This window comes from Pseudomonas sp. AMR01, from assembly GCF_041946035.1.
In the GTDB taxonomy this organism is placed as follows: Bacteria; Pseudomonadota; Gammaproteobacteria; order Pseudomonadales; family Pseudomonadaceae; genus Aquipseudomonas; species Aquipseudomonas antarctica_B.
Map to the genome: position 1 here is coordinate 1 of NZ_JAUTYR010000006.1, position 12,675 is coordinate 12,675.

A 12,675-nucleotide genomic window follows, 5' to 3' on the forward strand; every position below is an offset into this window, starting at 1 on the left:
GCGTAGCTCAGTTGGTAGAGCACGGGATTGTGACTCCCGTTGTCGAGGGTTCGATCCCCTTCGTCCACCCCATATTTTTAAAAGGCGCCAGATTAATTGTCTGGCGCCTTTGTTTTAAAAGCTTTACGCGCGGATGTGGTGGAATTGGTAGACACACTGGATTTAGGTTCCAGCGCCGCGAGGCGTAAGAGTTCGAGTCTCTTCATCCGCACCAATCAAGCATCATTCGGCCTTAGGGCGGAGTGAGGCCAGACAAAGAAGATGGTTGAGTTCTTTGTCGACGCAAAATGGTGGGCGTAGCTCAGTTGGTAGAGCACGGGATTGTGACTCCCGTTGTCGAGGGTTCGATCCCCTTCGTCCACCCCATATTTAAAAAGCGCCAGATCAATGATCTGGCGCTTTTTTTTGCATCCAAAAAATGCCTGCAGGATGTGGCTGGGTGACGCCAATAAAAAACAAGCATTCTCAATGCCTTGGCGTTAGAATCGTTGCCGGTTTTGAGCGTGTATAACTGGTCCGAGGCTATATCCGGAACAGGACAGCTATTTAATAGCGAATAACGGCGCAGTACCTGAACAAGGGCTGTGCCGTTTTTGTTTACGTGTTTTGGAGTTTCAGGGCAGGGCGTTTCATCGTATTTGTGTTTCTCGATGCTGCTGCCGTGCCCTCCGGTCTTGTACGCAAGGTCGGTAGCCGGGGCCTGCATCCGGGCCCTTCTATATATAGAAGGGCTGATGCAGAGCCTTGGCGTGATGAGCTGTATTTGCTAACGGGATGAGGTGCACGCGTGCACTGGAACCCATAAATGACCTGCTGTTTTTCTACCCGTTTTCAGTAGGGTGACTTCTTGAGTTTGACCCACTAGAATGCATGCCCTTGATTCTGGGGTCGGAAACGGCCGGCTAACGTCTGTGCAACGAGGAATATTCATGCAAGTTTCTGTTGAAAATACTACTGCTATCGAGCGCCGCCTGAGCATCACCGTGCCGGCAGAGCGTATTGAGACTGCGGTCAACAAGCGTCTGCAGCAGACTGCCCAAAAGGCCAAGATTGCTGGCTTCCGTCCAGGCAAAGTGCCAATGAGCGAAATCAAGCGTCGTTTTGGCGCCGATGCGCGTCAGGACGCTGTAGGTGACGTGATCCAGGCTTCCTTCTACGAAGCCGTTGAAGCGCAAAACCTGAAGCCTGCCGGTCAGCCTTCGATCGAGCCAAAGTCCCTGGAAGCTGGCAAAGACCTGGAATACGTTGCCGTATTCGAAGTGTTCCCAGAGTTCGAAGTTGCCGGTTTCGATTCGATCGCAGTTGAGCGCCTGAGCGCTGACGTGGCTGACAGCGACCTGGACAACATGCTGGAAATCCTGCGCAAGCAGAACACTCGTTTCGAAGTGGCCGACCGTGCTGCCCAGAACGAAGACCAGCTGAACATCGATTTCGTTGGCAAGGTTGACGGCGAAGTCTTCGCTGGCGGCTCCGCCAAAGGCACTCAGCTGGTGCTGGGTTCCAACCGCATGATCCCGGGTTTCGAAGACGGCCTGGTTGGCGCCAAAGCCGGCGAAGAGCGCGTGCTGAGCCTGACGTTCCCTGCTGACTACCAGAACCTGGACCTGGCTGGCAAAGCCGCCGAGTTCACCGTGACCGTCAACAGCGTTTCCGAGCCTAAACTGCCAGAGCTGAACGAAGAGTTCTTCAACCAGTTCGGCATCAAGGAAACCGGCATCGAAGGCTTCCGCACCGAAGTTCGCAAGAACATGGAGCGCGAGCTGCGTCAGGCCATCAAGTCCAAGGTCAAGAATCAGGTAATGGACGGTCTGCTGGCCGCCAACCCGATCGAAGTGCCCAAGGCTCTGCTGTCCAACGAAGTGGATCGCCTGCGCGTTCAAGCGGTTCAGCAGTTCGGTGGCAACATCAAGCCTGATCAACTGCCTGCCGAGCTGTTCGAAGAACAAGCCAAGCGCCGCGTTGTGCTGGGTCTGGTCGTGGCCGAAGTGGTCAACCAGTTCGACCTCAAGCCTGACGAAGATCGCGTTCGTGAAATGATCCAGGAAATGGCTTCGGCCTACCAGGAGCCTGAGCAGGTTGTGTCCTGGTACTACAAGAACGACCAGCAGCTGAACGAAGTACGTTCGGTTGTGCTGGAAGAACAAGTTGTGGATACTGTTCTGCAGAAGGCTAAGGTGACCGACAAAGCGGTCTCTTACGAAGAAGCAGTCAAGCCGGCGGAAGCAGCACAAGCCGACTGATTGTCCAACTCGTTGGAAATTCAACCATAAGCCAGCCTCGCGCTGGCTTATGCGTTTTCAAGACATGACTATTTGGGAGTAACTGCAGAGCATGTTCCGTAATTCTTATATTCAGCAGAACTCTGATATCCAGGCCGCTGGCGGCCTGGTCCCGATGGTTGTCGAGCAATCTGCTCGTGGCGAACGCGCCTATGACATCTACTCGCGCCTGCTCAAGGAGCGAGTCATCTTTTTGGTCGGCCCTGTAGAAGACTACATGGCCAACCTGATCTGCGCGCAGCTGCTGTTCCTTGAAGCGGAAAATCCGGACAAGGACATCCATCTTTACATCAACTCCCCGGGCGGTTCGGTGACGGCAGGTATGTCGATCTACGACACCATGCAGTTCATCAAGCCGAACGTATCGACCACGTGCATCGGTCAGGCGTGCAGCATGGGCGCTTTCCTGTTGACGGCCGGTGCTGAAGGCAAGCGTTTCTGCCTGCCTAACTCGCGTGTGATGATTCACCAGCCACTGGGCGGTTTCCAGGGCCAGGCGTCGGACATCGAGATTCACGCCAAGGAAATCCTGTTTATTCGCGAACGCCTCAATACCTTGATGGCCAAGCACAGCGGGCACACCCTGGAAGAGATCGAGCGCGACACCAACCGCGATAACTTCATGAGCGCAGAAGCAGCACGTGAATACGGGTTGATCGACGCCGTGATTGAAAGACGCCCCGCTTAATTAAGCTGCTCAAAATAAGGCTGGTCGGCGTATCCGACCACCTGCGGGCTTGAAAAAGCCCGCATAAGCCTTCATCTTGTGTTGCAAGCCTATCGGATTTGGATCGAACGAATGACTGACACCCGCAACGGCGAGGACAACGGCAAGCTGCTTTATTGCTCCTTCTGCGGCAAAAGCCAGCATGAAGTACGCAAATTGATCGCCGGTCCCTCGGTGTTTATCTGCGACGAGTGCGTCGACCTGTGCAATGACATCATCCGCGAGGAGGTGCAGGAAGCCCAGGCCGAAAGCAGCGCGCATAAATTGCCTTCGCCTAAAGAAATCAGCGGCATCCTTGACCAGTACGTCATTGGTCAAGAGCGTGCAAAAAAGGTTTTGGCCGTAGCGGTGTACAACCACTACAAGCGCTTGAACCAGCGTGACAAGAAAGGCGACGAAGTTGAACTCGGCAAGAGCAACATCCTGCTGATCGGTCCTACCGGCTCGGGTAAAACCCTGCTGGCAGAAACCCTCGCTCGCCTGCTCAACGTTCCGTTCACCATCGCCGACGCCACCACCCTCACCGAGGCTGGTTACGTGGGTGAGGATGTCGAGAACATCATTCAGAAATTGCTGCAGAAGTGCGACTACGACGTAGAAAAGGCCCAGATGGGTATTGTCTACATCGACGAAATCGACAAGATTTCGCGCAAGTCCGACAACCCGTCGATCACCCGTGATGTCTCCGGTGAAGGCGTGCAGCAAGCCCTGTTGAAACTGATTGAAGGCACGGTCGCTTCCGTACCGCCACAAGGCGGCCGCAAGCACCCGCAGCAGGAATTCCTTCAGGTTGATACGCGCAACATCCTGTTCATCTGTGGTGGTGCGTTCTCCGGGCTGGAAAAGGTCATTCAGCAGCGTTCCACGCGCGGCGGCATCGGTTTCGGTGCGGAAGTGCGCAGCAAGGAAGAAGGCAAGAAGGTGGGCGAGTCCCTGCGTGAAGTCGAGCCTGACGATCTGGTCAAGTTCGGTCTGATCCCGGAATTCGTTGGCCGTCTGCCGGTCCTGGCGACGTTGGACGAACTCGATGAGGCGGCTCTGATTCAGATCCTCACCGAGCCGAAAAACGCGCTGACCAAGCAGTACGCCAAGCTGTTCGAAATGGAAGGTGTAGACCTCGAATTCCGTTCCGATGCTCTCAAATCAGTGGCCAAGCGGGCACTGGAGCGCAAAACCGGTGCACGGGGTCTGCGTTCGATTCTCGAAGGCGTGTTGCTCGACACCATGTACGAAATCCCCTCGCAGTCCGAGGTGAGTAAAGTGGTGATCGACGAAAGCGTTATCGAAGGCAAGTCCAAGCCATTGTATATCTACGAAAACAATGAGCCGGCTGCCAAGGCTGCACCCGACGCCTAAGCGTTATGCAGTTGCAGTACAAACAAGGGGCCTTTCGGGGCCCCTTATTTTTTGAGCCAATTGTTGGGTGCAGCTTTTAAATTTGCGTTTATTCATACGTTTAACTGCTGGCATTGAGCTTGTTTTTTTTGCATGCAGCCCCCATCTTGGTTTCAAGTTATTTTTTCAACTGTCATAGAGGCGAAATCATGAAGACAACCATTGAATTGCCTCTCCTGCCGTTGCGTGATGTCGTCGTCTATCCGCACATGGTTATCCCGCTGTTCGTGGGGCGCGAGAAGTCTATCGAAGCCCTCGAGGCCGCGATGACGGGCGACAAGCAGATCTTGCTGTTGGCCCAAAAGAATCCTGCTGATGATGATCCAGGCGAAGACGCCCTGTATCGCGTCGGCACCGTTGCCACTGTGCTGCAATTGCTCAAACTGCCCGACGGCACCGTCAAGGTGTTGGTGGAAGGCGAGCAACGCGGTGCGGTAGAGCGTTTCATGGAAGTGGATGGTCACTTGCGCGCTGAAGTGGCGCTGATCGACGAAGTCGAAGCCCCTGAGCGCGAGTCCGAAGTGTTTGTGCGCAGCCTGCTCTCGCAGTTCGAGCAGTACGTGCAACTGGGCAAGAAAGTCCCGGCTGAAGTCCTGTCGTCCCTCAACAGCATTGATGAGCCAAGCCGCCTGGTCGACACCATGGCCGCGCACATGGCGCTGAAGATCGACCAAAAGCAAGACATCCTCGAGATCATCGACCTGTCGGCCCGTGTTGAGCACGTGCTGGCCCTGCTGGATGGCGAAATCGACCTGCTGCAGGTCGAGAAGCGCATTCGTGGCCGTGTGAAGAAACAAATGGAGCGCAGTCAGCGCGAGTACTACCTGAATGAGCAGATGAAGGCCATTCAGAAAGAACTCGGTGACGGCGACGAAGGCCACAACGAAATCGAAGAGCTGAAAAAGCGCATCGATGCCGCTGGCCTGCCCAAAGACGCCCTGACCAAAGCCAATGCCGAGCTGAACAAGCTCAAGCAAATGTCGCCGATGTCGGCCGAAGCCACCGTGGTTCGTTCCTATATCGACTGGCTGGTGCAGGTGCCGTGGAAGGCACAGACCAAAGTGCGTCTGGACCTGGCGCGCGCAGAAGACATTCTCGACGCTGACCACTACGGTCTGGAAGAAGTCAAAGAACGCATCCTCGAATACCTCGCCGTGCAAAAGCGCGTGAAGAAAATTCGGGGGCCGGTGTTGTGCCTGGTCGGGCCGCCGGGTGTGGGTAAAACCTCTTTGGCCGAGTCCATCGCCAATGCCACCAATCGCAAATTTGTGCGCATGGCTCTGGGCGGTGTGCGCGATGAAGCGGAAATTCGTGGTCATCGCCGTACCTACATCGGTTCTATGCCGGGCAGATTGATTCAAAAGATGACGAAGGTGGGGGTTCGCAACCCGCTGTTCCTGCTCGATGAAATCGACAAGATGGGCAGCGACATGCGCGGCGATCCAGCCTCGGCGTTGCTCGAAGTACTCGACCCCGAGCAGAACCACAATTTCAACGACCATTACCTGGAAGTCGACTACGACCTGTCCGACGTAATGTTCCTCTGCACCTCCAACTCCATGAACATCCCGCCAGCGTTGCTGGACCGGATGGAAGTGATTCGTCTGCCGGGTTACACCGAAGACGAGAAGATCAACATCGCCGTCAAATACCTCGCGCCCAAGCAGATTTCGGCCAATGGCCTGAAGAAGGGCGAGATCGAATTTGAAGTCGAGACGATCCGCGACATCGTGCGTTATTACACTCGCGAGGCCGGTGTGCGGGGCCTTGAGCGTCAGATTGCGAAGATCTGTCGCAAGGCCGTCAAGGAACATGCGCTGGAAAAACGTTTCTCGGTGAAGGTCACGGCCGACTCCCTGGAGCACTTCCTGGGCGTGCGCAAATTCAGCTACGGCCTGGCCGAGCAGCAGGATCAGGTAGGCCAGGTGACCGGCCTGGCGTGGACTCAAGTGGGCGGTGAATTGCTGACCATCGAGGCCGCGGTGATCCCTGGCAAAGGCCAGTTGATCAAGACCGGTTCCCTGGGTGATGTGATGGTTGAGTCCATCACTGCCGCGCAGACCGTAGTGCGCAGCCGCGCCAAAAGCCTGGGGATCCCCCTGGACTTCCACGAGAAGCACGACACCCACATCCACATGCCGGAAGGGGCGACCCCGAAAGACGGCCCTAGCGCCGGTGTAGGCATGTGCACGGCCCTGGTGTCGGCATTGACCGGCATTCCTGTGCGCGCTGATGTGGCCATGACCGGCGAAATTACCCTGCGTGGTCAGGTATTGGCCATCGGTGGTTTGAAAGAGAAATTGCTCGCGGCTCACCGGGGCGGTATCAAGACCGTGATCATTCCTGAAGAGAATGTTCGCGACTTGAAGGAAATTCCGGAGAACATCAAGCAGGATCTTCAGATTAAACCGGTTAAATGGATTGACGAGGTCCTGCAAATTGCGCTGCAATACGCGCCGGAGCCCTTGCCGGATGTGGCTCCGGAGATCGTCGCGAAGGATGAAAAACGCGAGTCTGATTCCAAGGAAAGAATTAGCACGCATTAATGCGATTAAGCCGGGTGGCTTCCTTGACAGCTTTTTAGAGCCCTTGTTATAAAGCGGCTCTTAAGTGTCTCTAGGCCATTTGGCACTGGTTTTTGCTTTCACCAAAAAACTTAGAATCATACTCAATAGAAATATAAGGGGACTTAGAGTGAACAAGTCGGAACTGATTGATGCTATCGCCGCATCCGCTGATATCCCGAAAGCTGCTGCTGGCCGTGCGCTGGACGCAGTAATCGAATCCGTCACTGGCGCTCTGAAGGCCGGCGACTCCGTGGTACTGGTAGGCTTCGGTACTTTCTCTGTGACTGACCGCCCAGCTCGCACTGGCCGTAACCCACAGACTGGCAAAGCACTGCAAATCGCTGCTGCCAAGAAACCAGGTTTCAAAGCCGGTAAAGCCCTGAAAGAAGCCGTTAACTAAGCCTCGCTCAAGCCTTACCTACCCGGGTCAGACGCAGGTCTGGCCTGGCAGCGGAGCGGCAGCCGACCCTCATGTCCATCGGGTCGCCACGCCGGGGGTGTTGGGTTCAAACCCCCGTCCGCTCCGCCAGTTACGAGAAGGCGCATCCTCGGATGCGCCTTTCTTCTATCCGGACTCTACCCACGCTCCACGGTTGCCTAATTTTTGACGTTCAACCGTTTCTGGGGGAAGCATGCTGCAAAATATCAGGGACAATTCACAAGGCTGGATTGCCAAGACCATTATCGGGATCATCGTCGCATTGATGGCGTTCACCGGTATCGAGGCCATTTTTCAGGCTTCGACCAACAACAAGCAGGACGTGGCCAAGGTCAACGGTGAAGAAATCACCCAAACCGAACTGAGCCAGGCCGTCGATATGCAACGCCGTCAGTTGATGCAACAGCTAGGCAAGGATTTCGACGCTTCGCTGCTGGACGAAAAACTGCTGCGCGATGCGGCCCTCAAGGGTCTGATCGATCGCAAGCTGTTGCTGCAAGGTGCTGCTGATTCCAAGTTCGGCTTCTCTGAAGCTGCGCTGGACCAAGTGATCCTGCAGACGCCGGAATTCCAGGTGGATGGCAAGTTCAGCGCCGATCGTTTTGACCAGGTGATCCGTCAACTGGGCTATAGCCGCCTGCAATTCCGTCAGATGATGACCCAGGAAATGCTCATCGGCCAGATCCGCGCGGGTATCGCCGGCAGCGGTTTCGTGACTGACGCCGAAGTGCTGGCATTCGCCCGTCTGGAAAAACAGACTCGCGATTTCGCCACCGTCAACATCAATGCGGATCCTGCGGCGGTGAAACTCACCGACGACGAGGTCAAGGCTTACTACGACCAGCACGCCAAAGAGTTCATGACCCCTGACCAGGTGGTCATCGACTACCTGGAATTGAAGAAGTCGTCTTTCTTCGACCAGGTCACCGTCAAGGACGAAGAACTGCAGGCTGCCTATCAGAAAGAAACCGCCAACCTCGCTGAACAGCGTCGTGCCGCGCATATTCTGATTGAAGTCAACGACAAGGTCACCGACGCCCAAGCCAAGGCCAAGATCGAAGAAATCCAGGCGCGCCTGGCCAAAGGCGAGAAGTTCGAAGCCCTGGCCAAGGAGTTCTCTCAGGACCCGGGTTCGGCCAACAATGGCGGCGACCTCGGTTTTGCAGGCCCTGGCGTCTACGATCCGGACTTCGAAACGGCCTTGTACGCGTTGAACAAAGACCAGGTTTCGGCCCCGGTGCGCAGCACTTTCGGGTGGCACTTGATCAAGCTGTTGGGCGTGGAAGCACCGCAAGTGCCAACGTTTGCCAGCCTGAAAGACAAGCTGACCCGCGAGCTCAAGACTCAACAGGTTGAGCAGCGTTTTGTCGAAGCGACCAAGCAATTGGAAGATGCGGCATTCGAAGCCTCAGACCTGGCTCAGCCGGCGTCGGACCTGAAGTTGACCGTGCACACCTCCGCGCCGTTTGGCCGTGAAGGTGGCGAAGGCGTTGCGGCAAATCGTGCCGTGGTGACCGCTGCGTTCAGCCCGGAAGTGTTGGATGAGGGTGCGAACAGCAGCGCCATCGAACTCGACCCGGAAACCATCATCGTGTTGCGTGCCAAGGAGCATTTGAAGCCTTCGCAGTTGCCGCTGGAAAGCGTGTCAACAGCGATTCGTGCCCAGATGACCAAAGAGCGCGCCAGTGCGGCTGCCAAGACTCACGCTGACGAGCTGATCGCCAGCCTGCGTGATGGCAAGACCCCGCTGACCCAGCCAATTGATGGCCAGGCCTGGAAAGTCACCGAAGCGGCTACCCGTAGCCAGGAAGGGATTGACCCGGCTGTGCTGCAAGCCCTGTTCCGCATGCCCAAGCCTGCGGCCAAGGACAAGCCAACCTTCACCACCGTGACCCTGGCTGACGGTAGCCTGGTGTTGGTGCGCTTGAACGGCGTCAACGAAGCGGCTGCCCCTACGGATGAAGAAAAGGCGCAATACCGCCGCTTCCTCGCTTCCCGTATTGGCCAGCAAGACTTTGCTGCGTTCCGCAAGCAGTTGGAAGCCAAGGCTGACATCAAGAAGTTCTGATGCACGCCTGAATAAAAAAGCCCTCGGCCTGAAGAGACCGGGGGCTTTTTTATGGGCGCTAGACTGGTCAGCTGTGTTCGCAGGCATTCATGGCATGCCGTGACAACGAATCGCTCAGCGCAGGTGCCGAGCCCGAGCGGTGATGGCGAGGGCGAGCAGCAGTAAGCCGATGACCGCCCATGAAAATGAACCCACGCCCAACCCCTGCAAAAGCAGGCCACCCGCCAGCCCGCCACCGGCAATGCCCAGGTTCCAGACGGTGACCAGCATTGATTGCGCCGCATCGGCGGACTGGCCGGCGGATTTGGCCAGCGCCGTTTGCAAGAGAGCGGGCAAGCCACCGAATGCCAGGCCCCACGCAACGACGGCGACGTAAATCACGGCTGGCGAGGTAATCCACAGCGCCATTGCCAGGGCCGCCATGGCAAACAGTGCGCAACTGATCAACAGCAGCGTGCGCAACCATTGATCAATCCACACGCCTGCCAGCCAGATGCTCAACACGGCGGCCAGGCCGAACACCAGCAACACTTGATCGATGTCCGAGGCCATCCCGGCGGGCACCAGTAACGGGGCGATGTAGGTGTAAAGAATGTTGTGGGCCAGCACACAGGTAAAGGTCACCCACAGCACCGGGCGAATACCCGGCAGGGTCAAGACGTTGCGCAGCGCCAAGCGTTTGCCCTGTTGTTCTCCCGCGAAATCCGGGAGCTGCCATCGCGCCCACACCAGCAGCACCAGCGTGAGCCCGGTCATGATCGCAAAGCTCATTCGCCAGCCAACGGCAGCCCCGAGGAAGGTGCCGGCCGGCACGCCCAAAGACAATGCCAGGGGCGCGCCAAGCATTGCCACCGCAATCGCCCGTCCCTGTAAGTGTGGCGCAACCATGCGGCTGGCGTAGCCCGCCAGCAGCGCCCAGAGCAGGCCGGCAAATACCCCTGCGAAGAAGCGTGCCACCAGGGTCAACCCGTAATGGCTCGACAGTGCGGTCACGCTGTTGACCAAGGCAAAGCCGCTAATGGCGATCAGAAGCAACGGTCGTCGTCGCCAGCCTCGCGTCCACAGCGTCAGCGGGATGGCCGCCAGTAGTGAGCCAAGCGCATAGAGGGTCACCAGCTGGCCAATCAGCGCGGGCGACACCTCAAGCCCCTCGCTCATCTGTGGCAACAACCCGGCAGGCATAGCCTCGGTGAGGATGGTGATAAAACCGGCGCACGCCAGGGCCAGCAAACCCGCCAGCGGCAGCGCGTCAGGTTTGCTGACGGGTGCGGCGTCGGTCATTGAAGGGCAGTCGCTCATGCTCTGTGTCCATACAAAAGGGAAGAAGGCAGAGTAGGAGGATGTACCGGGCGGAAAAACAGGCTAAGGTTCCGAACTTATCGGACCTATACGTCCGTAATCGACACAGGTTGGTTCATGGACAGTCTGGGCAGTCTTGCAGTGTTCGTGCAGGTCGCGGAAACCCGCAGCTTCACCGCCGCCGGCCGAGTGCTGGGCGTTTCCTCCTCGGCTGTGGGCAAAAGCATTGCGCGCACCGAAGAGCGCCTGGGCGTTCGCCTGTTTCATCGCAGCACGCGCAGCATCACTCTGACAGGTGAGGGCGCGCTGTTTCTGGAGCGTTCGCGGCGCATTCTGGCCGAGGTCGAGGCGGCCGAGCAGGAGTTGACCCAGGCCAGCGTGACGCCTCGGGGCAAGCTGCGCGTGAGCCTGCCGCAAGTGCGTGGCTTGTTGATGCCCGTGCTCAGCGACTTCATGCGTGCCTACCCGGACATTGAGCTGGACGTGGATTTTTCCGACCGCATGGTGGATGTGATCGAGGAAGGTTTCGATGCGGTCATTCGCACCGGCAAGCCGGAAGATTCGCGCCTGATGGCACGTCATTTGGGCCATTACCGGTTGGTGCTGGTGGCTACTCCAGAATACTTCGCTGAATACGGCACGCCGCAACGACCACAGGACTTGAGCGGCCACGCCTGCCTGCGGCATAAATTCTGCGCCACCGGCAAGCTCGAGCCCTGGCCGCTGCGTCATGTAGCGGGCGCGCCCGAGCCGCTGTTGCGTACGCCCTTGGTCAGCACCACCATCGAGTCCCTCAACCATGTGGTGCTGGAGGGATTGGGCATCGCCTGCCTGCCGGACTTCATGGTGAGCCGTGCGGTGCAGCAAGGGCGCTTGCTGCGGGTGCTGGATGATCACCTCGAGCACCGAGGCAGTTTCTGGCTGTTATGGCCATCGAGTCGCCATGCCTCGGCGAAACTGCGCGTGTTTATCGACCATATGTGTGCCGAGCTTTTCCCTGCAGCCCCCGTCGCATAGGCCTGTGACGTTTTACCGACAGGAATGCGCGCGCCAAGGCCTCGTTCTGTTGCACAATACCGCCCGGACCGTTTTCCTCAGGACTTTCAATGTCGACATCATTTCACTTGCGTAGCCTCGGGTTGGCGCTGGTGCTGGCGGGCGCCGCGGGCTGCTCGTCACCCAAGACCGCTATTTATGAACATGAGAATTTTGACGACTCCGGTACGTTTTCCCGTGACTACCCTGTCAGCGATGTCGCCGCGTGCGAAGCCGCACGGCGTGCGCTGCTGAGCCAGGGTTACATCATCACCAGCAGCGATCCGAAGCTGGTGGTGGGCAACAAGAGCTTCCAGCAGACCGGCGAGACTCACCTGCAAATCAGTTTCAACGTGGTGTGTGCCGATGACGGCAAAGGCAACAATCATTCGACGATGTTCGCCAATGCCTTGCAGGATCGCTATGCGCTGAAGAAGGTCAACAACTCCGCCAGCCTGGGTGTGGGTGTGTTGGGTTCGGTGTCGATGCCGATTGGCTCCACCGACGATTCGATGGTCAAAGTCGCAAGCGAGACCGTTTCGGCGCCGAAATTCTACGACCGTTACTTCTCACTGGTGGATGTATTCCTGCCGCAGGAAGTGAAGAAGGCCGAGCATATTCCCGAGAAGCCCAAGGCCGATCTGGGTGTGCCCGAGCCCAAGGTTGCAGCGCCGGCTGAGAAGGTTGAAACGCCCAAGGAAGAGCCCGCTGCGCCTGCCGTTTCGGAACCGCTGGCCCCGCCACCTGAGGCCGCGCCCATTGCGCCCCAGGAAGAGCCGGCGCCTGCATCTGCACCTGCCGCGACTAACCCGGCGTTGCCAGCGCCGACAGAAGCGATTCAGCCTCTGCCAACACCTGCGCAGTAA

General features: G+C 57.5%; 9 protein-coding genes and 2 tRNA genes. 10 read left to right on the forward strand and 1 reads right to left on the reverse strand.

Translation table 11 applies throughout. The annotated features are described in order from the left end of the window. Nucleotides 1-129: 129 nt before the first annotated feature. From Q7C20_RS07755 to Q7C20_RS07790, 8 genes are all read left to right on the forward strand, one after another. A tRNA-Leu gene (locus Q7C20_RS07755) sits at nucleotides 130-214 on the forward strand. A gap of 76 nt (nucleotides 215-290) precedes the next feature. Continuing rightward, nucleotides 291-366, forward strand: a tRNA-His gene (locus tag Q7C20_RS07760). Nucleotides 367-929: 563 nt separating this feature from the next. Further along, nucleotides 930-2,240: a trigger factor gene (gene tig, locus Q7C20_RS07765; RefSeq protein ID WP_375066636.1), complete on the forward strand. Its 1,311-nt coding sequence runs from the start codon at nucleotides 930-932 to the stop codon at nucleotides 2,238-2,240. 91 nt (nucleotides 2,241-2,331) lie between these two features. Continuing rightward, nucleotides 2,332-2,967, forward strand: coding sequence for an ATP-dependent Clp endopeptidase proteolytic subunit ClpP (gene clpP / locus Q7C20_RS07770; protein WP_348061872.1), 636 nt, complete (start codon nucleotides 2,332-2,334; stop codon nucleotides 2,965-2,967). Nucleotides 2,968-3,078: 111 nt separating this feature from the next. Continuing rightward, complete coding sequence (gene clpX, locus Q7C20_RS07775; protein WP_348061873.1) at nucleotides 3,079-4,362, forward strand: ATP-dependent Clp protease ATP-binding subunit ClpX; 1,284 nt, start codon at nucleotides 3,079-3,081, stop codon at nucleotides 4,360-4,362. Between the two features lie 188 nt (nucleotides 4,363-4,550). Beyond that, nucleotides 4,551-6,947, forward strand: coding sequence for an endopeptidase La (gene lon, locus Q7C20_RS07780; RefSeq protein ID WP_375066637.1), 2,397 nt, complete (start codon nucleotides 4,551-4,553; stop codon nucleotides 6,945-6,947). 148 nt (nucleotides 6,948-7,095) lie between these two features. After that, nucleotides 7,096-7,368 (forward strand): HU family DNA-binding protein, encoded by a 273-nt coding sequence (locus Q7C20_RS07785; protein ID WP_003174819.1) that lies wholly within the window; start codon nucleotides 7,096-7,098, stop codon nucleotides 7,366-7,368. Nucleotides 7,369-7,600: 232 nt separating this feature from the next. Beyond that, nucleotides 7,601-9,475: a SurA N-terminal domain-containing protein gene (locus Q7C20_RS07790; protein WP_375066638.1), complete on the forward strand. Its 1,875-nt coding sequence runs from the start codon at nucleotides 7,601-7,603 to the stop codon at nucleotides 9,473-9,475. A gap of 114 nt (nucleotides 9,476-9,589) precedes the next feature. Here Q7C20_RS07790 and Q7C20_RS07795 read toward each other — a convergent pair whose 3' ends face one another. Then, a complete protein-coding gene (locus Q7C20_RS07795) occupies nucleotides 9,590-10,774 on the reverse strand; it encodes an MFS transporter (protein WP_375066639.1) in 1,185 nt (394 codons plus the stop codon). 117 nt (nucleotides 10,775-10,891) lie between these two features. Here Q7C20_RS07795 and Q7C20_RS07800 point away from each other — a divergent pair, with 117 nt between their 5' ends. Together Q7C20_RS07800 and Q7C20_RS07805 are read left to right on the forward strand one after the other, a co-directional pair. Continuing rightward, the gene (locus Q7C20_RS07800) at nucleotides 10,892-11,791 is read left to right on the forward strand and encodes a LysR family transcriptional regulator (RefSeq protein ID WP_375066640.1); all 900 of its coding nucleotides are present in this window, start codon (nucleotides 10,892-10,894) and stop codon (nucleotides 11,789-11,791) included. 89 nt (nucleotides 11,792-11,880) lie between these two features. Beyond that, complete coding sequence (locus Q7C20_RS07805; protein ID WP_375066641.1) at nucleotides 11,881-12,675, forward strand: DUF2242 domain-containing protein; 795 nt, start codon at nucleotides 11,881-11,883, stop codon at nucleotides 12,673-12,675.

What these genes read in the sequence shown, in the direction of transcription:
- tig (WP_375066636.1), top strand. Translation starts at nt 930, where the DNA reads ATGCAAGTTTCTGTTGAAAATACTACTGCTATCGAGCGCCGCCTGAGC.
- clpP (WP_348061872.1), top strand. Translation starts at nt 2,332, where the DNA reads ATGTTCCGTAATTCTTATATTCAGCAGAACTCTGATATCCAGGCCGCT.
- clpX (WP_348061873.1), top strand. Translation starts at nt 3,079, where the DNA reads ATGACTGACACCCGCAACGGCGAGGACAACGGCAAGCTGCTTTATTGC.
- lon (WP_375066637.1), top strand. Translation starts at nt 4,551, where the DNA reads ATGAAGACAACCATTGAATTGCCTCTCCTGCCGTTGCGTGATGTCGTC.
- Q7C20_RS07790 (WP_375066638.1), top strand. Translation starts at nt 7,601, where the DNA reads ATGCTGCAAAATATCAGGGACAATTCACAAGGCTGGATTGCCAAGACC.
- Q7C20_RS07795 (WP_375066639.1), bottom strand. Translation starts at nt 10,774, where the DNA reads ATGAGCGACTGCCCTTCAATGACCGACGCCGCACCCGTCAGCAAACCT.
- Q7C20_RS07800 (WP_375066640.1), top strand. Translation starts at nt 10,892, where the DNA reads ATGGACAGTCTGGGCAGTCTTGCAGTGTTCGTGCAGGTCGCGGAAACC.
- Q7C20_RS07805 (WP_375066641.1), top strand. Translation starts at nt 11,881, where the DNA reads ATGTCGACATCATTTCACTTGCGTAGCCTCGGGTTGGCGCTGGTGCTG.